This is a genomic window from Nocardia flavorosea, assembly GCF_015477805.1.
Taxonomy (GTDB): domain Bacteria; phylum Actinomycetota; class Actinomycetes; order Mycobacteriales; family Mycobacteriaceae; genus Nocardia; species Nocardia flavorosea_A.
This window is the reverse complement of record NZ_JADLQL010000002.1, coordinates 346318-369384: the sequence shown is the minus strand read 5'-3', so window position 1 is coordinate 369384 and position 23067 is coordinate 346318. Positions and strand designations below refer to the sequence as shown.

At 70.3% G+C, this 23067-nt stretch carries 5 protein-coding genes; 4 read left to right on the top strand and 1 reads right to left on the bottom strand.

Annotated features, from left to right (window positions below):
* Positions 1-36: 36 nt before the first annotated feature.
* Positions 37-429: an SCO5389 family protein gene (locus IU448_RS10520; RefSeq protein ID WP_195055403.1), complete on the bottom strand. Its 393-nt coding sequence runs from the start codon at positions 427-429 to the stop codon at positions 37-39.
* Positions 430-913: 484 nt separating this feature from the next.
* On the opposite strand from IU448_RS10520, the gene IU448_RS10515 reads away from it, so the two are divergent.
* The 4 genes from IU448_RS10515 to IU448_RS10500 all read left to right on the top strand — a co-directional run bounded on the left by IU448_RS10515 (position 914) and on the right by IU448_RS10500 (position 22789).
* A complete protein-coding gene (locus tag IU448_RS10515) occupies positions 914-1750 on the top strand; it encodes a M23 family metallopeptidase (RefSeq protein WP_195055402.1) in 837 nt (278 codons plus the stop codon).
* Between the two features lie 74 nt (positions 1751-1824).
* Positions 1825-2808: a LuxR C-terminal-related transcriptional regulator gene (locus IU448_RS10510; RefSeq protein WP_195055401.1), complete on the top strand. Its 984-nt coding sequence runs from the start codon at positions 1825-1827 to the stop codon at positions 2806-2808.
* Positions 2809-3005: 197 nt separating this feature from the next.
* Entirely contained in the window at positions 3006-12341 is a 9336-nt protein-coding gene (locus tag IU448_RS10505) for a condensation domain-containing protein (RefSeq protein ID WP_228812590.1), read from the top strand.
* Positions 12342-12598: 257 nt separating this feature from the next.
* On the top strand, positions 12599-22789 hold the full coding sequence (locus tag IU448_RS10500) for an AMP-binding protein (protein WP_195055399.1): 10191 nt from the start codon (positions 12599-12601) through the stop codon (positions 22787-22789).
* The last annotated feature ends 278 nt before the right edge of the window (positions 22790-23067 follow it).

Genomic DNA, 23067 nt, shown 5'->3' with positions numbered 1-23067 from the left:
GTCCCCGGCGCGAAACCGCGCCGGGGACCGGTGTTTTCAGCAGTTACGCAGCTCGGGGCTCTGGTTGAGCAACTGGTTGCGCGGGCTGATGAACCGGTTGTATGTCTCGCCGCCGACAGACGCGAGCGGGAACGCCGCGACGCGGTGGCAGTTCTGGAATGCCAGTTTCACACCGAAATGCCGTTCCAGCCCGCCCCGGATGGCATCGGAGGCCAGGGCGCGCAGCAACTGGCCGCGGGCTGCCTCGTCCGGCGGGGCGACCTCGTTGTCGGCGAATTCCATGGTGCCGGTCTGCAGTTCACCGGCGACGCGGCTGACGACCTCCCAGGCGTAGGGCAGCGAGGTGCGGACGCATTCGACGAACTCGGCGTCGGTGATCTCGCCGCTTTCGGCGCGTTCCAGTAGGGCGGTGGGGACATCTAAGGACACGGCGACCTCCTGAGGTCAACTGGTCTGTGACAGGTGATGCGGAAACCCGCGGCAGATCTGCCGGGCCGAGTCTAATCGAAATCCGTTGTCAATAACAATGGATCCGGAATGAAAGCCGTTCTGGTGCGATTGTTTTGGGCGGAGGTGCTGGTCGGCGGGGCGGGTGATCGGCAATGGGTCCGCCGGGTGTTGGGATCCGGTGTGGGTCTCGTGGGGTTCAGTGTTCTCGGCCGGTAATGTCACGGAGATCGCGTGCGATCGTAACCGTTTCACACCACTCGATCAGGCGTCTGAGCAGGCCATTTGTTCGAAAGGTTGCGATATGGTCACGGGGCGGTAGAGTTACCGTCACAACGGATGCCTAAACGTTACGTTTACCGGGCTCGGGTCTGGATTCGTACGTGCCGCATTCGTGAACGTGTTGACCGGATAGCGAGGACGGACATTGGCGCATCATCGAACGGGCACCGGTTCCATCACCGTTATGAGCCTCATCGGCGACGAGGTCCGTGTACGGCCGCATCGTCACCGGGCCGAAGCCTCCGCCGTGGAAAAGGTCCGGGCGGTTGCCGGCGCCGCCGTCGCGGCGGGTGCGATCATCGGTACCGCCTCGCAGGTCGCACCGGCTCTGGCCTACGCCGCTCCGCTGCTTCCGGGGGGCGGTGAACGGGAGGCCGCCGAGGCCGAACCCGCGCCCCCGGTCGCCGAGGAGATCGCGCAACCGGCCGAGCAGCAGGCCGCGGCGGCCCCGGTGGCTTCGCCGGCCCCGGCGCCCGCGCCCGTTCAGGCCGCCGAGATCGCGGCACCCGCGCCGGTCGCCGCGCCCTTCGGGTTGAGCAACCTGCCGCCCGAGGTCGCCGCGCCGCTGGCCCATGCCGAGCAGACTCTCAAACAGCTGCACCAGCAGTTCGCCCCCGCGCAGGTCGTCCGGCCGGTGGCCGGGATGGTGAGTTCCAGTTACGGCAGCCGCTGGGGCACCATGCACTACGGCATCGATTTCGCCGATGCGCTGGGCGCACCGATCAAATCGGTCGCCGACGGCACGGTGATCGAGGCCGGGCCGGCCTCCGGCTTCGGTATGTGGGTCCGGGTACTGCACGACGACGGCACCACCGGCGTATACGGGCACGTGAACGATATCTATGTCGCACAGGGGCAGCGGGTGCGGGCGGGCGATGTGATCGCCACCGTCGGCAACCGCGGCCAATCCACCGGCCCGCATCTGCACCTCGAGATCTGGGACCAGGGTGGGAGCAAAATCGATCCGATGAGCTGGATGGCTGCCAAGGGGGTGCCGCTGGAGTGGGGACCCTCGCACTGAGTACTTCGAGCTCTCTCGACCGTCCGATTCTTACCGGTCCTACGGGGCTGCAAGCAGACCTGCGAACCTCCGGCGTGACCGAACTGGCGGAAATCTTCGAACCCGACTCGATCCACGGGCGCGTCTACGCGACCCTGGTGCAGCGTCCTCGGTCCGGTATCGCCGATATCGCGCGGCATACCGGCCTGTCCGACTCCGCCGTCGAAACGGCCCTGGACGAATTGACCGAGCTGCGCGCGGTGCTCCGGGTGGTCGATACCGACGGCACGCCGCGCTGGGACGCGCATGCCCCGGAATCTCTCTCGGAGGCCGAAGCCCGGCGGCGCCGGCAGCAGATCAGCACCATGCACGCCGCCGCGGCCCGGCTCAGCGAAACCTTCCGGTCGGTGCGTCGCGCCCAGGGCTGGAACGGTGCGGTGGTGCCGGTATTCGAACGGGCCGAACTACTGGCCGATTTCGAGGCCCTGCACGCGAACGCGGCATACAGCGTGAAAATGGTGGAGCGCAGCCCGCATCTCAGCGATGCGGAACGCGACAGCCGGATCACCGATCTCAAACAGTCCCGGATGGCCGAAGGCGTCCGCTATCGCATCCTCTACCAGGACACGATCTATCAGGACGCGGACCGGTTGCGGCATACGCTGACCACCAACGCCCGCGGAGCGCAGGCCCGCACCCTGCCCGATCCGCCGTTCAAGCTCATCGTCGCCGACGACGAGCGCGCCAGCCTCGTCTTGCACGCCGACGAACGGCGGCCCGATCCGATGGCGTTGCGGATCAGTGGGTCACCGCTGCTGGATCTGCTGGTCCGCAGTTTCGATGTGCTGTGGACGCTGTCCGCACCCATCTCGGTGCAGCCGGCCGCCGATGAACTCGACGAACGCGACCGGGCCATTCTCACGATGATGAGCATGGGCGCCACCGACGATACGATCGCGCGCCGGCTCGGGATGTCGCGGCGCACGGTGGTCCGGCGGACGGCCCGGCTGCTCGAACGGCTCGGTGCGAGCACCCGGTTCCAGGCCGGTGTACAGGCCATTCGCCGCGGCTGGCTGTGAACTGATCGCAAGACGCGTTCGGCCGATATGATGGCCGGACCGCGCTCGCCCCGGGTATACCGGTTCGCCGCCGTACGGGCACGCGGGGGCCGGATCCTGGTTCGATGCGAGAGGGTGAATGCACTCGAATGGAAACTGCCCGTCGTTCTTCTCGTGGCAGTCGCCGGCGTCGTGCGGGCACCCCTCCTCTCGGTCAGTTGCTGACGGCGGCGGTGGAATCCGCCGCGGACGAAGTGGCGCTGCGCTACAACCCGACGGGTGCACCCGCCGATCAGTGCGAACTGACCTACCGGCAACTCGATGAGCGGTCCTCGCAGGTCGCGCGGGAACTGATCGAACGCGGAATCGGGCCGGGCGATGTGGTGGCGATCGGAATAGCGCGCAGCCCGGAATCGGTGTTGGCGGTATGGGCCGTCGCCAAAACCGGCGCGGCCCATGTCGTCATCGACCCAACCGACCCGGCCGACCGGATCGCGTATATCGCCGCCGATTCCGGGACTGCCTTCGGCCTGACCACCTCGAAATACCGGTGGCGCCTGGGCCGTGCCCTGTATTGGATCGAACTCGACGATCCGGTCCAGGCCGACCGTATCGCCCGGCGACCGCGGCATCCTCTCTCCTACGCCGACCGGATCCGGGCGCTCGACGAGCGGCATCCGGCATACATCACCTACACCTGCGGTTCCACCGGCGAACCCGTAGGCATTGTGGTGCCGCATGCCGGGCTCGGCGCGGTGGTCGCGGCGGTCGGCGACAGCTACGGGATATCCAGCGATTCCCGCGTCGTGCACAGCTGCCCCCCGACCGTCGATATCGCGGTCCTCGAATTGCTGCTCGCCTGCACCGCGGGCGCGACCCTGGTGATCGCCCCGGCCGGGGTGTCCGGCGGGCGCGAACTGGGTGATCTGATCCGCCGGGAGGGGGCGACCCACCTGGTCGCCACCGCGGCCGTCGCGGGATCGGTGGACCCGGCCGGGTTCGGCGAACTCGATTTCATCGCCGTCGTGGGCGACCGAAGGGGAGTCGCACAGGCCGAGCGCTGGGCGGGCGAATGTCGTGTGGTCAGTTCCTACGGGTGTTCCGAAGCCGGGATCGTCGCCACGAATACCCGGCCGGCGGTTCCGCGCGGGCCGCGCACCCTCGGCACCGTGGCGAACGGGGCCGGGATGCTGGTGCTCGACGCCCGGTTACGGCCGGTCTCCCCGGGCGAAACAGGCGAACTCTATCTGGCGGGACCGGTTCTGGCGCAGGGCTACGCGAATCGGCCCGCGCTCACCGCCGCCCGTTTCGTCGCCGTACCCGACGGCAACGGCCGGCCGGGCGCCCGGATGTACCGCACCGGTGACCTGGCCCGGCACATCGAAACACCGTACGGTCCGGAAATAGAGTTCCTGGACCCCGCCGATTCCCAGGTGCGGCCGCACGAACCCGATTCCCGGGAGATGGACGACGCGCTCGCCCGCCACACCGCAGTGCCGGGGGAGAGCGAACTGCCCTCGGGCGGTCCGGATATCGGCCTGGACGGCACGAACGAGGTTCCGTCGACCCCGCTGCTCGAGCGGTATCTGGCCGGCGGCGTGTTCCCGGGGTTCGCGCAGACCGTGGTGCTGTCGCTGCCGGCGGGTATCGATCGTGCCGGCCTGGCCGCGACCGTCGGGGCGGTACTGGCCCGGCACGATATGTTGCGCGCCCGGGTGGTCGCCGAAGACGACCGGTACCGTTTCGAGGTGCCGGACCACCCGCCGGGGGCGGGGGTGCTGATCTCCGAGGTCGAGGTGTGCGCGGGCAGCGGCGGTGCCGGGCCCGCCGGCATCGTCCGGGCGGCAATCAATTCGACTGTGGCGCAACTGGACCCGCTGGGTGGTCGGATGGTCGCCGCCACCTGGCTGCGCCGGCCCGATGCGCGGGACGCGCTGCTGCTGGCTGTGCACCGCTATGTCGTGGACGCGGCGTCCTGGCATATCGTCGTCGGCGATCTGGCCCGGGCGTGGGCGCGAATAGCTTCCGGGCGCGATATCGAACTACCGCCCGTCGGGCTACCGTTCCGGAACTGCGCGCAGACGCTGATCACGGCGGACCGGGAACGCGAACGACCCTACTGGCGCGGCGTTCTGGCCACCCCGGACCCGCTTCTCGGTTCTCGCCCAGTGGACTCGGCCACCGATATCCAAGCGGCGGTGTGCCGGTTCGCGGTCGAGGTGCCGGCCGAGATCGCCGGTAAGGTACGCACCGACCTACCGGACCGGTACGGCACCGGTGCCGACGATCCACTGGTCGCCGCGCTCGCGCTGGCGGTGCGGAATTGGCGGTTGCGGCGCGGTGTGGACTGTGCGGTCACGCGGATGCGGCTGATCGGGGATGCCCGCTCGTCGTCCGTTCTGCGCGACGCCGACACCGCTCGGACCGTCGGACGATTCAGCACCGAATACCCGGTGGCGCTGGACCTGTCGGGGATCGCCGTCGACGCGGCATTGCGTGGTGGCGCCGAAACGGCCGCGCTGGTGCAGGCCGTATCCGAGCAGCTCGGCGCGGTCGCGGACGCGGGAATCGGGTACGGGTTGCTGCACCCGACGACGCCCGGCCGACCCGGTGCGGCACCCGCCCAGATCGGCTTCGTCTGCCGCGCCGGAGGAATGGCCGAGCGAGCGGACCCGGCCTGGTCACCGACCGATGAACTGGGCGATTTCACAGCCGATCCGGATCCCGGTATGCCGGTGGACCTGGTCGTCGATATCGACGCCGTCGTGCGGGCCGACGGCGCGATGACCGTGGTATTCGGTTATCTCGCGGATATCCTCGACGAATCCGCGGCCCGTGAGCTGGCCGGTGACTGGCTGGCGGTCCTGCGCGCACTGGCCCGGCACGCCGGGGACCCCGCCGCGAACGGTTTCGATTCGCCGTCCGTCCAGGCGGCGGATGCGGAACTGGCAGCCTGGCGGGCAGTTCATCCGCGCCTGGTGGAGGTATTGCCGCTGGGGCCGCAGGGCACCGGACTGTTCTTCCGTTCCCAGCTCACCGCGGACGGTTCGGACGCCGACGCGATGCTGTTCGCGCTGGAACTGGGCGGCGTTATCGATCTCGACCGCTTGCACAGTGCCGCCCAGGCGCTCGTCGACCGGTACCCGGCGTTGCGTTCGGTTTTCACCACCGGCGCAGACGGTATCCCCGTGCAGTTGGTCGTCGAGACCGCCGAGGTGGGGTGGCGGGTGGTCGAGGATGTCGGCGACTACGAGATGGCCGAGTTGCTGGCCACCGAGCAGCGCACCGGGTTCGCGGTGGACAGCGCGCCACCCCTGCGGTTCACGGTTTATCGCACCGTTTCCGGGCGTACGCATTGCGTCCTGGTCGCGCACCCGCTGCTGTTCGACAGCGGATCGGCGGCGATTCTGCTGCGGGATCTGCTGACTCTGTATGCGCGGCACGGTGACGGGGCGGCGTTACCCGGGCCACCGGCTTACCGCGAATACCTCCGCTGGCGCGCGCACGGCGATGCCGCGGCCGCCGGGGTCCGGTGGTCGCAGGTCTTGCACGGGGCCCGGCCGACCGAACTCGCCGCGGTACTCGCCGTGCCCGCGGAGCCGGACAGCGGGTACGGGGAATCGGTGCACACGCTCGGCGAAGCGGAGACCGACGCGATGGCCGCCTACGCGGTGGCCTGCGGTGTCACGGTCGAAACCGTGGTGCGGGCGCTGTGGGCGCTGGTCCTGACGAGTCTGACCGGCCGCACGGATATCGTCTTCGGCGCCGTTGTACCGGGCCGGCCGCCGGAGCTGAGCGGCGCGGACCAGATGGCCGGTCTGCTGGCCGATACGATTCCGGTGCGGGTACAGCTGGAACCCGGACGGCCCGTACGGGAACTGCTCACCCGGATCGAGTCCGAACAAGCCACCCTGCTCGAACACCACTATCTGGCGCCGGCCGGTATCGCCCCCGGAACCGCCGACCTCTTCGATACCGTGCTGGCCTTCGATCCCGACCCCGTGGACGCGGCCGGGTTATGCGCCGCGGCCGGTGCGCTCGACGGTTTGGAGATCGTGGATCTCACCACCCGGATCGGGAGCCACCACCCGGTGATGCTGGTGGTGGAATCGGCCGACCGGCTGCTGCTGCGGTTGTGCTATCGCCGCGACCGTGTCGCCGAACCGGTCGCACAGGCGCTTTCGGGCGTGCTGCGGGCGCTCGTGGGACAACTGCTGGCCGTACCCGCAGAGGCCGCGACACCCGCTGCGGGCTGGTGGCGCCCGCCCGCCACGCTCGTTGCCCACGGTGAGCTACCGGCCGACCGGCCGCGACCCGCCACCCCGTCCCGGCGCAGCGCAATGCTGCGCCGGGAATTGGACGGCGGGTTACACGACGCACTGAACAGCGCCGCCGAGCAATACGATACGAACGATTTCACCGTGGTACAGGCCGCCCTGGCCGTACTGCTGGCGAGGCTGTCGGGACAGCGGGAAACCGCGGTGGGCGCGTTCGTGACCAAGGGCTCGGCGGCGGGCCTGTCGGTCCTGCACACCGACGTGAATCCGGCGAGCGGTTTCGATGCGTTACTGGCCGAGGCCCGGGAAGCCGGTGCCGCGGCCCTGGGCACGGCGGTCCGGGGCAGCGAACGTCTCGGCCATCTGATCGACACCCTCCGCACAGTAGGCGGGCGCCCACCGTTTCGCGTATTGCTCTCGCCCCACAACGAACCCGCCGAACTACCGGGGAAACTCGACCTGCGGGTCGACCTGGTGGCCGACGGCGCCGGCGCCACCCTCACCTTCACCTACGCCCGCGACCTGTTCGACGCGCCGACCGTCGAAGATCACGCCGACCGGCTGCTTCGCATCCTGACCGCCGTGGCCGCCGATCCCGGCGTGGTCGTGGGCGATATCGATCTGCTCTTTCCCGGGGAACGTGAGCTGGTACTGCGGGAATGGAACAGTGCCGGCGCCGCGGTGCCCCCGGTGACGCTGGTCGACCTGATCGAAGCCCGCGGCCGCCTGAACCAGTCGGCCCCGGCAGTGCGGTGCGGGGAATCGGTCCTGAGTTTCGGCGAACTGCTCGGCCGCGCCCACCGGGTGGCGCGCGGTCTGATCGATGCGGGGGCCGGTCCGGAAACGCTGGTGGCGGTGGCCGTACCGCGTACCGAGGAACTGCCGGTCGCGCTGCTGGGCGTCCTGCTGGCCGGTGCTGCGTACCTGCCGATCGACACGGTGCGACCCTGGCCGCAACTCGTCCCGGCCGCAACGCCGCCGGTCGCTGTACTCACCACCGCGGCGACGCAGTCCGCGGTGCCCGCGGACCTGCCGATCGTGACTCTGGAGGAAACCGCCCACCACGCCCCGGATCCGATCACCGACGCCGACCGCCGTGCGCCACTGCGGCCCGGCAACCTGATGTGTACCGCACCCACTTCCGGACCTACCGGCAGCGCCGGCGTAACGCACCGCAATGTGGTGGAGTTGTTCGCCAATACCCAGTTGCTGTTCGATTTCGACGACGCGGATGTGTGGGCGCTGTTCCATCCCCTCACCTCCGGCTTCTCGATATGGGAGCTGTGGTGCGCCCTTGCCGGTGGTGGTTGCGTGGTGGTGGTCGACGCGGAGACCGCTGATTCGCCGCAACGTTTCCGTGAACTTCTGGTACGCGAGCGGGTCACGGTGATCGGCCAGACGCCGTCGGCGTTCTACCGGTTCGCCGAGGCCGACCGGGACGCGTACGCCGCCGGGGACAGCGCGCCATCCGCCTTGCGGTATGTGGTGCTGGGCGGTGAAGCGCTCGATCTGCGCCGGCTGCGCGCCTGGTACGAGCGGCACGGTGCGTCCGCGGGCGGCGAAGGGAATGCGCCGTGGGTGGTGAACATGTACGGCACCACCGAAACCACCGTGCACGCCTCCTTCCTGCCATTGGACCAACACCTGGTGGACAACTCCGCCAGTGTGATCGGCCGGGCACTGCCGGGCCTGGACGCGTTCGTCCTGGACGATCGGTTACAGCCCGTACCGGTGGGCGTACCCGGCGAAATCTACGTGGCGGGCGCCCAATTGGCCCGCGGGTACCTGGACCGGCCCGGACTCACCGCGAGCCGATTCGTGGCCGACCCCTTCGGCGCGCCGGGGTCGCGGATGTACCGGTCCGGGGATTTCGGACGGTGGGCCGGGTTCGCCGGCCGTGCGAATCTCGAGTACACAGGTAGGCGGCCGACGCGCCCGTCGCGGACCGAACCCGAGGCGGTCGATACGGTGCGCCCTGAGCCGGCCGGGGATCGTGCGCCCTATACGGAACCGGCCGGCCGTACCGAAACCGTTGTCGCCGCGGTATTCGCCGACCTGCTCGGCGACGACCGGATCGGCGCGGACGACGATTTCTTCGCCCTCGGCGGTAATTCGCTGCTGGCCAGCCGGGCAGTGGCGCGGATCAACGAGATACTCGGTGCCGATCTCGGCCTGCGCACGATGTTCGAGGCGCCCGTGGTCGCCGCGCTGGCTGCCCGCGTGGTGCCCGGCGCGGGCCGGGCGGCTCAACGGCCGGCCCTGGACCGGGCCGAGTGGCCGGAGCGGATTCCGCTCGCGCCCAGCCAATACCGTATATGGCTGCGGGACCGGTCGGATCCGGCCGCGCACAATATCGTGCTGGCCGTAGAGCTCACCGGTGCCCTCGACACCTCGGCGCTGCGACACGCGCTCTCCGATGTCCTGGAACGACACGAACCGTTGCGCACCCGCTATCCCGCGGGCCCGGACGGGCTGCCCTATCAGGAGATTCTGCCGGTGGCGCAGGTACTGCGCGGCGGCTTGGAGATCGAGGACACCGACGATATAACCGGCCGGATCGCCGAACTACAGGCCACCGCATTCGATATCACCGCGGCGGCGCCGATCCGTGGACTTCTGCTCGCCACCGACAGCGACGAACACGTCCTCGCACTGGTGGCGCACCGGATCGCTGCGGACGGTGCGTCGCCGGCGCCGATGATGCGGGACCTGATGACCGCGTACCTGGCGCGGGTGAGCGGGGAATCGCCGCGCTGGTCGCCGCTGCCGGTGCAGTACGCGGATTACGCGATATGGCAGCGCACCCTACTCGGTGACGAGAGCGACGAGACATCGGTCGCGGCACAACAACTGGACTATTGGCGCCAACAGTTGCGGGTTTCGGTGGGCGGCCGACTGCCCGCGGACCGGCCCCGTCCGGAGCGGATATCGCTACCCGACGCCGCAACCGATTTCGTCCTGCCCCCGCAGGTGCATCGGTCGCTGGACGAACTCGCCGACAACCGCGGTGCCACTGTTTTCCTGGTCGTGCACGCGGCGGTGACCATGCTGCTGCACCGGCTGACCGGGGCCGGCGATATCGCGGTCGGCCGCCGGCTCACCGGTCGCGACGAACCGGCGCTGGCCGATCTGGTCGGCCGGTTCGCGAATACCGTCACCGTGCGGACGCGGGTCCGGGCCACGCAGACCTTCATCGAACTCCTGGATCGCACCCGGGAAACGAATCTGGCCGCTGCCGCCAACGCCGATATTCCCTTCGACCACGTCGTGGACGCCGTATCACCCGGACAGGAACCGCTGTTCGGCGTATTGCTGTCGCCGTTCGCCGAGCCGGCGGCCGTGAACCTGCCCGGACTCGCGGTCCGCGGAACGGACCATGGCATCTCGGACGCGGAAGCCGATCTGCGAATAGCTCTGGCTGCGCGCCACGACAGCGGCGGGGCCCCCGGCGAGCTGCGGCTAGGAATGGCATACCGCACCGATCTGTTCGACGAGCAGACAGTGCTGTCCTTCGGCGATCAGCTGGTCCGAATCCTCACCACCGTCGCTGCCGAACCGCGGACGCGGGTGGGGGAATTCGATCTCACCGGCGATTCCGAACATGCGCCTCTCGAACCGGTCGAAACAGCGCACGTAGCTCTCGGCACCGAATCGAATACTCCGGCGGGTATGCCGGTCGGTACGCCCGGTAGTGGGACAGCTGATCCGTCGGTTCCGAGTACCAGCGCGTCGATCGACACGGACGACGCCGCGGATACGGGCAGCGTCCTGCCTGCCGCCGACGGGTCCGTACCGATGGAGCCGTCGGGCTTTGTTGGCGATGGGGTCGAGCTGAGGGAGCCGTCGGGTTTGGTTGCCGATGGGGTCGAACTGATGGAGCCGTCGGGCTTTGTTGCCGATGGGGTCGAACTGATGGAGCCGTCGGGCTTTGTCGCTGATAGGGCCGATCTGAGGGGGCCGACCGGCCTTGTTGCCGATAGGGTCGAGCTGATGGGCCCGACCGGCGTTGTTGCCGATGGGGTCGGAGTGAGAGCGACCGGCTTCGCTGCCGATGGGATCGACCCGATCGGGAAGGCCGGTTCCGCCGCCGAGCGCGTTGTCGATTCGGGTTCTGCGGGAGCCGCGTCCGACGTCGGTGCTGCGGGGACAGGGGTTGCTGTGGCCGCTGTCGGTTCGAAACGCGCGGTCGACACTGCCACCGCCGTCGGATCGGCGCGTGAAACGGACCCGCCGCGGACGGCGGCAGCCGCCGGAACGGATATTGCGGCGGGGATGGGAGATGTGGTGCACACCCCCGGCCGGGCCGGTTCGATGAGTGCGGTCGGCCCAGCAGTTTCCGCGGGCCGGGGTGCTCCGGCGTGGTCACCGGAAAACGTGCCCACCCACGGTGGTTTCGGTCCGCCGGATACGACCGGCGCTGTATTCGCCGCCGGACCGGTCGTCTCGGTGGCGACCGCCGGAGTCGCGCTTGCCCGGGCCCTCGCTGTCTCGGTGGAAGACGACCCGGCCGGGCCCGCGGTGATCCGCGGGGACGAGATCATGACCTACCAGGAACTGGATACCCGATCGTCTCGGTTGGCTCGGCTGCTGATCGCGCGGGGTTGCGGACCGGGGTCCGGGGTGGTGACCGCCCTGCCGCGAGGTATGGACGCGGTGGTCGCCACCTGGGCCGTACTCGCGGCCGGGGCGGCACTCGTACCCGCCGACGCCGTAGCGGTGGCCGCGGCCGCGGGACTGACGGTGGAGTTCGGGCTGGCGGTTGCCACGGCCCCACGGCAGCCGGAGGTGGTGTGGCTGTTGCTGGACGATCCGGCAGTACAGTCCGAGATCGGCCGGCAGTCGCCGCGGCCGGTCACCCACGTGCACCGGGTCCGGCCGCTGCGCGGCGGTGATCTCGTGACGGTGGACGCCGCCGGCCGGCAGGTGACCTACGACCGGATGGCGGCGGCGGTGGCGCGGCTGCACACCGGCACCGCACTGTCCTACGAGGCCGCGACGTTCGGGTACGGGCGTGGCGACGGCCTCGCGGCGGTGACCGAGATCGTGGCGGCGGGCGCCGCGGGTGCGGCGGTGGCACTGCTCCCGGACCACGACCGGGGACCGGCTCCCACCGCGGAATGGATCACCCACCTGTGGTCCGACGCCGAAGGACTCACGGTCCTCGATCCAGGATCGCTGCCCGGACTCACCGCTGTGATCCTGGCAGCCGAGGACCGGCCCGGACCAGCCTGGGCCGGGGTCCCGTGCGTGCTGGACCTACCGGATCTGTTCGGCTGACAGACTCCCGATCCGGATACGGTCACCGGATGGTCGAACCGTGGCCGGGGCGGTAACCTGCCGGGTGCCATACCGGGGATCGGCGCGTTGTGGCAGGCTGCCACCATGCCGCGGCCACGGTCGGCGCGGCGGTGAAGTGCGATAGGCAGGCGAGGCGGACAGATGGATGCGGTAGTCGGTCAGCGGTATGACTTCCTCCGGAGCGCAGCATGACGCGGCCGGTCCGGGCCAGACCGCAGCGAACCCGGCGGCCCCGCGTGATCACACTGCCGCAACTGATCGCCAACGCCGTCGAAACCGATCCCGATGGTGTCGCCCTCGTCCTCGCCGACGGTACCGGGCCGCTGGAACAGGTCACCTACGCCGATCTGGACGCCTGGTCCAGCCGGCTGGCCCGGGCACTGATAGCCCGCGGTATCGGGCCGGAGGATCTGGTTGCCGTGGCCATTCCGCGTTCGCTGGACGCGGTTCTCGCGATATGGGCCGTGGCCAAAACCGGCGCCGGATTCGTCCCGATCGATCCGGCCTATCCGCCGGGCTGGGTCGCGCACCTGCTCGTCGACGCCGGTGCCGTCTACGGCCTGGCGGTGTCCTGGGTGCGCACCGAACTGCCGGAAGAAATCGAATGGTTGCAGGTCGACACGGTCGATACGGCCCGTTCGCTGGAACAGTTCTCCGCCGAAGCGGTCACCTACGCCGACCGGATCCGCCCGCTGCGCGCCGAACATCCCGCGTACGTAACCTATGCCGCCGACGGCGAGACTTTGCCGGACGGGATCGTGGTGACCCAGGCCGGATTATCCGGTCTCTGCAGCGAACAGCAGGGCCGCTACCGGGTGGAACCCGAGGACCGCACCCTGAACTTCGCGCCGCTGCCCTCCGATTCCTCGGTCCTGGAACTACTGCTGGCACTGGGCGGCGCGGCGACCATGGTCGTGGTGTCCCCGCTGGTATCGCGGGCCGATGAACTGGCGGCCCTGCTACAGCGCACCGGCGTGACCCACGCCTACCTGCCCGCGGACGCGCTGGAACTGATCGACCCCACCGGACTGGACGAACTGGGCGTGGTGATCACGGGCCGGCGGCCGTGCCCGCCCGAGACGGTGCAGCGCTGGGCGATTCCGGTCACCGGCGGTTCGCCCCGGGCCCTCTACCAGGGGTACGGGCCGGCCGAGGCCACCATTATGACCAGTATCAGCTCACCGCTGACTCCGGGCGGCCCACGCACCCTCGGCACCCCGATCCGCGGGGTCGCGGCGCATATCCTGGACGAGCGGCTCGCCGCGGTTCCCGATGGCGCGGTAGGTGAGTTGTACCTGGGTGGCCCGCAATTGGCGCGCGGCTACCACCGCCGGCCGGGACAGACGGCGCAACTGCTGGTGGCCGACCCGTTCGCCGGGGACGGCTCCCGGCTCTACCGCACCGGTGACCTGGTGCGTCGCGGACCGGGCGGCGCCATGGAATATGTGGGACGGATCGAGTTACCGGCCCACGACGGATCCGCCGCGATATCGCGGCCGGGTCGCGCGGAAACGGCCGCCGATCCGGCGGGGCCGCGGGAAGTCACGGCCGAGCCGGCTGCGTTGCCCGCCGACGAACTACCCGATTACGCACAGAGTCTGCCGATCCGGGACGCCGCAAGCCCGGGCGGGCGAGTAATCGGTGCCGATTCGGTGGCGTATGGATCCGGGCCTTCCGATCCGGGTTCCGGCAGCCCCGGTACGTCCGAGCCGGCGGTTTCGGACCTCGCGCCGGGCAGTTCGCCGGAGCCGGTGTCGCCGGATCGCAGCTCCGGCGGTAACCTCGACCGCCATTCCCCGGAGTCGTTACCCGAGACGGGCAGTCGGCTGGCGTCCGAACAACGGGATATGGAGTTACGGGGGCGCGGCTACCTGGAGATACCCGACCGCCGGCACCCGCTCGGGGCCTCGACCGACGATTGGCTGCGTAGCGGTCGGCAGCTCCCCGGACCTCCGGACGGCCGGGGAGGTTATGCGCCGATACCCACTGACGCCACCGCGTTCTACGAGAACCCGCTGTCCGCCGTACACGAGGCGGACCACCCGGCCGAGCGGGATACCGCGGCCGCCCGTCCAGCGCAGCCACTGTCGAGCCGGCCGGACTGGGCAGTTCCCCCGGCCTGGTCCGCGGAATCGGAGCTGCCGGACAACTCCGGTGCCGGACCGGCGGCTCCGTCCGACCCGGATACCGCCACGGACGACACCCGCCCGGCCGGCCCGCCGAGCGTGGTGGAACGTCCCGCGATCATTCCGCTCTCACCCGGGCAGCGGCAGTGGTGGGACCGCAACCGGACCGCGCCCGATACCGCCGTCGAAACGATCACCGCGGCGATGCGCTTGACCGGCAACCTGGACGCCACGGCGATGCAGGCCGCGGTCGCCGATGTGGTCGACCGGCACGAAACCCTGCGCACCGTCTACCCGGAGGTCGGCGGGGAGCCGCAGCAGGTCGTTCTGCCGCGCGAACAGGCCGTCCCCGAAGTGGTCGCCGAACCGGTACCCGCCGCCGAGCTGGCCGAATGGCTGGACGTGCTGGCGCATACGGATTTCGACGCCGCCGACGCCGAGCAGGTCCCGGTCCGGTTCGCGCTGGCCGAACTGGGCCCGCGGGAACACGTGGTCGCAGTGGTGGTGCACCGGATCCTCGCCGACGACGTTTCGGCCGGACTGCTGCTACGAGACCTGCTGCGGGCGTTCCTCGGCCGGCGCAACCGGTCTCGGCCGCTGTGGCAGCCGCTGTCGATCCAATATCTCGACTACTTCCTCGGCCGCCGGGCCGAACTCGGCGATATCGACAACCGGGATTCACTCGCCGCCCGCCGGCTCGCGTACTGGCGCGAGTACCTGGCCGAACTGCCTGCACGGCTCGAATTCCCGGCCGGCACCGCAGCCGGCGCCACCGGTGAAGGCGTGCACGCCTTCGATATCGGCACCCGCACCCATCGCCGCATCGCCGATATCGCCCAGCGGGCCGGCACCTCCGAATTCATCGTGCTGCGCGCGGCGTTCACCGTGCTGCTGGCCCGGTCGGCGGCGGTCGCCGATATCGTGCTGGGCAGTTCCGTGCGCGGAAGTGACGAACGCGAACTCGACGACGCGATCGGCCCCTACGCCAACACCGTCGTGCTGCGCACCCGTATCGACCCCGCCGAATCCTTCCTCGACCTGGTCCAACGGATCGCGGAATCGGATCGCCGGACCTTCGCGAACGCGGATCTGCCGTTCGAACTGCTCACCGCGGCACTGGGCCTGGACGGTCCCCTGTTCGATGTGGCGATCTCCCTGCGGCACAACGATATTCCACGGCTGGAAATGCCGAGCCTGGCCACCGAACCCGTCGAGGTGCCTGCTACCTCGGTCGGCGCGGCATTACGGCTGGTCATCGACCCGCACCGAGCACCCGACGGCTCCCCGGACGGTATCGCGGCCGCATTCCGCTTCGCGGCGGACCGGATCGGGCACACCGCCGTCGCCGAGGTCGCGCGGCGTTTCCAGCGGGTACTCACCGTCGCCGGCGGCGACCCGGACGGCCCGGTCGGCGATATCGATCTGCTTTCGCGTGCCGACCTCGACCGGCTGCTCGTGGTATGGAACGACACCCGCTATCCGGTCGCACCGGAACTCCTGCTCGACGGCTACCGCCGCACCGTCGCCATCCGGCCCGATACGGTGGCCGTCGCCGATGCGGAAACCGAGCTGAGCTACCAGGAATTCGACGGACGGGTCAACCGGCTGGCGCGCCGGTTGATCGAGGCCGGGGTCGGCGCGGAAACCGTGGTGGGTATCGCCACCCGGTACACCCCCGATCTCGTGGTCGCCATCTACGCCGTGCTCACCGCAGGCGGCGCCTACCTGCCCCTGGATCCGCGCGATCCGGCGCGCTGGACCGCGCAGGTCATCGATGCCGCCACACCGGCTCTCGTCCTGGCCGACCGTGCGAGCGAATCCCGGGTCGCGCAAGCCCTGCACGCGAGCCGGCGATCCGCGCCGGTCCTGCTCGTCGATTCCGGCGAACTCGGGCAGTACGCCACCGAACCGCTGCGCCCCGCGGAACTGACCCGGCCGGCGCGGCCCGGTAACGCGGCCTGCGTGATGTGCGTATCGACCGCTGCGGACGGTCCAGAACTCGCGGTCCTCACGCATACCGCTCTCAACAACCAGATCACTTTGCGCCTCGCCCAGACCCCGCTGGGTTTCACCGACGTCTACCTGCAGCGCAATGCGGCCACGGCGGCCACCTCCCTGTGGGGTTTCTTCCTGCCGCTGCGCGCCGGTGCCGAACTGGTGCTGACCCGGCCCGCGGATGCCCGCCGGATCGCCGAAACCATTACCGCCTACGGGGTGACGGTCACCGATTTCGGACCGGCCGAACTCGCCGAATTCGCCGGACTCATCGACCCCGATCGAGTGGGCAGCCTGCGCGAGGTCTTCGTGACCGGCGAACCGTTGTCACCGGAGATCGTCTCGGCGCTGCGCGCCCGCTCCGCCGCACAGGTGCACAACCTGTACGGAACCTGCGAAACGGCGGTATCGGCCACTTCCTGGCCGGCCGCCGGATCGATCGAACGGTCGGTGCCCATCGGCCTGCCGCAATGGAACACCCGGGTGTACGTCCTGGATTCGCGATTGCGCCCGGTACCGCCGGGAGTGCCCGGCGAACTGTATCTCGCCGGTGACCAGCTGGCCCGCGGCTACGCGGACCGGGCGGGCCTCACCGCAGCCCGCTTCGTGGCCAACCCGTTCGGATACGGCCAGCGGATGTACCGCACGGGCGATCTGGTGCTGTGGCGTGACGCCACCCACACCACACCGCAGCGCCTGGACCTGCTCGGCCGCACCGACCATCAGATCCGGTTCCGTGGCCACCGCATCCGCCCGCACGTTATCGCGGACGCCCTCCGCACACTGCCCGGGATCGCCGACGCCGCGGTCCTGGCGCGCACCGCCGCCGCGGGTAGCGACCCGACCGCCCCGGGCAGCCGGTTGGCCGCCTATGTGGTGTCCGAACACGGCGCCGGCGCGGACCTCGAACAGGTCCGGGCCGGGCTCGCCCGGCTGCTACCGGCCGCGCTGCTGCCCGTGGCGTTCCAGACGGTCGAGCGGATTGCGCTGAACCCCGCCGGCGAACCCGACACCGACCGGCTGCCGAACCCCGACGACGTGCCGATGCTCCCCAGCGCCCTCGAGCCGGCCCCGGCAGACCCCGTCGCGCAGCCGGACGGTCGCGCAGCGGACCGTGTTGCCGCAATCGCGGAGGCCCGGCCCGCCGACACTTACCGCGCCGCTGACGCGCCCACAGGACCTGCGAGTCCGGCAGGTGCCCGCACCGGAGCCGCGCACGTCGTTCGCGATACCGCCCCCTACCTGCCCGATGCCGGTTCCGTGGTCGGGTCCGCGGACCCAGCCGGAGATTCCGGTGCCTCGGCCACGCCTGGTGATGCGGGTCCGGGAACCGTGAACACACGTCTGTCCGGTGGTGCCGATACCCGGGCTACCGCCGTGGAAGACCCCAGTGATGCCGGTCTCGCGGCCATACCCGGTGGTGTAGGAGCCGGAACTGCGGATGCCGCTGCGATCGGTGGTGCGGAAACTCGTGCTACTGCGGATCTGACCGGCGGTGCGGATCCAGGTGCCGCGGATGCCGGTGTGCTCGGTGGTCCGGGTGTTCGGATACCGGCCGCCGACCTCGTTCGCGATGGAGGTGCCGGTACCGCGCATTCGGATATGACCGGTCGCGGTGATCGCGGGGCGGCGGAATCCGGTGTGGCCGGTGATACAGGGGCGGCGGGCACCGATGCCGATGTCGTCGGTGGTGCAGGTGTTGGGACGTCGGCTGCCGACGTCGCCGGCGATGTGGGTGCGGATGCCGCGTACTCGGATCTGGCCGATCCCGCTCACGGCGGGGCAGCGGCTGCCGATGTCGTCGGTGGGGTCGCGAACCCTGCAGATGCCGAACTCGTCCGCGGGGCGGGTCGCCGTTCTGCAGTGGGAGACGTAGCCGGCGGCTCTGCGGGCGACTTCGAGGCTCCGGCGGAGGTAGGCGGTGCACGCGCCGCGGCCTCGGGGATCGGGGCGGCCGGTCGCCGCAACACCGGACCGGCCGGCGGTACGGATACCGCGGCGGCCGGCGGTGCGGATATTCCGCCGGAAGCCGGTACCGGCGCCGAGTTCGAGGCCGCGGAGACCGGGGGCGTCGGCGGTGCGGGTGCGCGTTCCGGCGGCGCAGACAGCGCGAACCGGATCGCCGCGGGAACCTCGAACACGCCTGGCGCGGCCACCGCCACGGTTCCCGAACCCCAGCGTGGTCCCGAGGACGAAGGCGAGCATTCCGGCGGCCTCCACGTTTCCGGTGAACTGCCCGTGACTCCCACGGCGCTCCGCCTGCTCGGCAATCCACTACCGGGGGTCGAAGTCCGGTCGATCGTGCTGGACCTGCCCGCCGGCCGGTCACTCGACCACACCGAAGCAGTGGTTCGCGCGCTGGTAACCCGTCATCCGATGCTGTCGGCCCGGCTCGACAGCAACGATCGGACACCGGCCCTGTGGATTCCCCCGCGTGACCAGCGTGGCGACCGGCCGTACTGGTGGCTCGATCCCGAATCCGGCGAGAACACGGTCGCAACCGACGATGTCGTGCAAGCGGCCGCGGACGCCCTCGATCCGGCAACCGGCCGCAATATCCATTTCGTGGTCACCGGCGCCGAATCGGCGCGGCGACTGGTGGTCGTGGCCAACGGTCTCGTTGTCGACGACCGGTCCTGGCGGGTGATCGTCGATGAACTGATCGCCGGCGAGACTGCGCCCGCGATCGCGGAATCACGGCTGCCGCAACTCGTACAGGCTCTCGATCAGCGCGCCCGGTCGATCGATCTCCTCGACGAGGCCGGTTGGTGGCGCCGGAATCTGGCGGGCGCCCGGACCGCGGCACCTTTGGGGACCGTCGATCTCCGGGCCCGGCGCCGAGTATCGCTGGCCATCACCGCTGAAGGCACCGCCGCCGTAACCGCCGCCGCCGACGCCTATCAGGCCACCGTGCCCGAGGTACTGCTGACCGCGGTCGCGATCGCGCTACGCACCGGTGAACAGGGAGCGGTGGTCCGGACACTGGGTTCACTGGTGCGCTGCGACGCCGATGCCCGCTCACTGGTGAGCCGCAGTGCGGACCTGGTCGGCGGGTTCGCCACCGAATTCCCGCTGTCGGTGCAGGTGGCCGATATCGATACCGCCGACGCTCTGGTCGGTGGCCCCGCCGCGGGCGCCGCCCTCACCCAGATCCGCGACCTCGTCCGCTCGGTACCCGGCGGCGGTGCCGGATACGCACTGCTGCGCTATCTGAACGCCGAGACCACCGCCGAATTCGCCGCCGCCGATTCGGGGCGGTTCACACTGCGCTACCGCGACCTGCGGCCCGCCCGCGTGCACACCGACGGCCCGGCGGACGGTGTACCGCTGGTGCTGACGGTCGACGTCACCGACGAGGGCCTGCTGTGCCGCTTCGATTACGCCACCGAGGTTTTCGTCGGCGAAGACGTGAAAACTTTTGCCGAGCACTGGGTGCGTGCCCTGGGCGGGCTCGCCGAACACGGTCTCCGCCCGACGGCCCCCGCCCCCGCACCTCAGGTGCCGCCCGCCCCGGAGCCGTACGAGCCGCCGGCACCCGTTTCTGATGCTGTGGCGGGTTCGGACTCGCTTGCGTCGTCGGCGGCCGGTTCTTACGGAGCGTCCGGTTCGGATTCGTTCGGGCCCGGTGCGGCGGTTTCTGATGCTGTGGCGGGTTCGGACCCGTTTGCGTCGTCGGCGGCCGCTCCATACTCGGCGGCTGGTCCGGATTCGTCCGCACCGGCCGACTCCGAGACCGCCGATTCTGCGGCCGGTCCGGGCATACCGTCGCATGGTCAGCCGTCTTCCGATCTCGTTCCTCCCGTCGGCGAGGAGCTTTCGCGGGACCGAGCGGGGCAGTACGGCGAGATATCGTCGCAGGTACCGGCAGACCGGGATCCGCTCCCGGACCACGATCCACACACACCGCGATCCCAGCCGGTCCCGGATGCGGAGATCACCTCCCTCCTGCGCCCGATCACCGGACCGCAGCCCCTCGCCGCCGGACCGGGTGTGCCGCAGCGCCGGGCACGGAGCACCGACTCGGCTCCAGACACTCCCGGCCCCGCCGCGGAGGAACTCCCACAGCGCCCACCCGCGCTGGCAGACGTCGACGGCGGCCCGGCCGGGAGCCCAGCCGGGCCGAGCCCGAGCGGTCTGCCGCAGCGGCGGCCACGGTCCACCGGTGCAGCTGCCGAGTCTGCTGCCGGGGTGCTTCCGCAGCGGCACCCGGCGCCCGTTGATCTCGATGGCACCGCCGGTTCGGACTCGAGCGGCTTGCCGCAGCGGCGGCCACTGTCCACCGGTGCAGTTGCCGAATCTGCCGCCGCTGCGCTTCCGCAGCGGCAGCCCGCGCCCGGCGACGTCGATGACCACGTGGGGAACGTGACCCGGTCGGGGTCGAACGGATCGCCGCAGCGTCCGATGTCGCAGGATGCTCTGACCCAGTCGGAGCCGACCGGGGGCTCGGGTCTGCCGCAGCGCCGGCCCCGAGGTGGTGGTCAGGCCCAGGGGAGAGAAGGGCAAGGCGCGGGAGCCTCCTCACTCGATCCGACCGGGCGACCCCCGCTCGACGAAACAGCCGGAGACTTCGCGAATCAGGACGGGGACGTCTCCCGGCCGAGCCCGAACGGTCTGCCGCCCGAGCGGCCACGGTTTACCGACGTAGCCGCCGAACCCGCCGGCGAGGCACTTCCGCAGCGGTCGCCTACGCCCGCGGGCCTCGATGACCGCGCGGAGAACTCGGCCCTGCCGGGTTCGAGGGGCCTGGCGCGGCAGCAGCCGCTGGCCCAGGATGCCGGGATCGGGCCGGAGCCGGCCGCGCAACCGGGTTTGCCGCAGCGCCGGTCACCGGACGACTCGCTTGCCTCGGAGCCGCCGACCGGCTCCGGCCTACCGCAGCGACGACCCGTCTCTCGCGAGTCGTATGCCGAAAACTCCGCGTCGCTGCCGGAGCGGGGACGCGCCGCGGTGGCGGACGAACCTGCGGGGGAGGGCGGTGACCCGGCGCCCGGGGATGTCGGCGGGGAATCCACGGCCGACCCGGAGCCGACGACATTCCTGCGGCCGGTCGCCGATGTGGAGACCACCGCGTACCTGTCGCCGATCCGCGATCTCGGTTCCCGCGACGACGACAACACGCTGCTGTCGCTGTTCGACGAGCAGGTGGCGCGCACGCCCGCCGACCCGGCGGTCCGGCAGGGGGCGCGGTTGCTCAGCTATGCCGAACTGGACCGTAAATCGCGGGCTCTGTCGGTGGAGCTGATCCGGTTCGGTGTCGGTGCGCAGACTCCGGTCGCGGTGGCCATGCGCCCGGGAATCGATCTGGTGGTCGCGGTCTGCGCGGTGTTGCGTGCCGGTGGCGCCTATGTGCCGGTGGATCCGGGTGGTTCCGCCGACGGCCTCGACCGGGTGCTGGCTGCTGCGGAGCCGATCTGCGTGCTGAGTATTTCCGACGACGGTGTGACCACCGGTACCGGTATTCCGGTCGTCGCGATCGATCTGCTCTACCTGGACCTGCCGACGGATCCCGCCGCGGACCCGGTGGTGGCCGCGGACGATATCGCCGATATCCGCTACCGGCCGGATACGGCGATCGGGGTCGCGGGCACGCACCGGCAGATGGTCGAACGGTTGCGCCGGGCGCAGCGTAGCCATCCCTACGATTCGGCGGATCTGGTTCTGCATGCGGCGCCCACGGTCGGCGATATCACCCTCTGGGAGCTGTTCCGGCCGCTGCACAGCGGCGCGCAGATCCTGATGCCCGATCATCCCGGCCGGGCCGCCGATCTGTCGCGGTCGATCGCCGCCAACCGGGTGACGATCGTGCATGTCGTGCCCGCCTTGCTGGACCGGTTCCTCGATTCGGTCACCGACGGCGGTGGCCGGGCCACGCATCCGAGTCTGCGGCGGCTGGTCGTGGACGGTGCCGCCTTGCCGTCGGGCGGGGTGGAACGGTTCATGAACCTGCTACCCGGTGCCGAGCTGGTCATCTGGTACGGGCACGACGAGACGGGTGTGATCACCGTCGGGTCGGTCGGCGGGCGGCCGGTCACCAACGACCGGGTGTATCTGCTGGACGACCGGATGCGTCCGGTGCCGCCGGGCACCGCCGGGGAGATGTACATCGGCGGGCCGCAGTTGGCGCGCGGGTTCTACGCAGTTCCCGGCGAGACCGCCGTGCGGTTCGTCGCGGCGGCCGGCGGTGGCCGGCTGTACCGCACCGGCGATATCGTGCGGCGGCGCGACGGTGTGCTGGAATATCTTGGCCGGGTGGAGCGAAACGGTGGGTCGTTGCCGGTCGGTTCGCGGCGCGGCGGGCATGATTAGCGCGATCGGCGCAGCGTGTTGTCGCGGCCGGGGCGTGTCGGTGCCTGCAGCGTCAGCGCGGGGCGCTGGTGCCCGGTGGGTACGGCCGGGGCCCGCCGTGCTGAATCGGCACAGTATGCGCGACCGAATCGAGACATTCGGACAACGCTACGGTAACGATATGTCCACACCGACCGACTACACAGGCGGAAACTCCGGGGCGGCAGACTCGTGCCCGGTTACTGTGAGGCGTTCGGGTCCGGGACCCGGCCGGTGCCGGTGTGTGGAGTGAGCCCGAA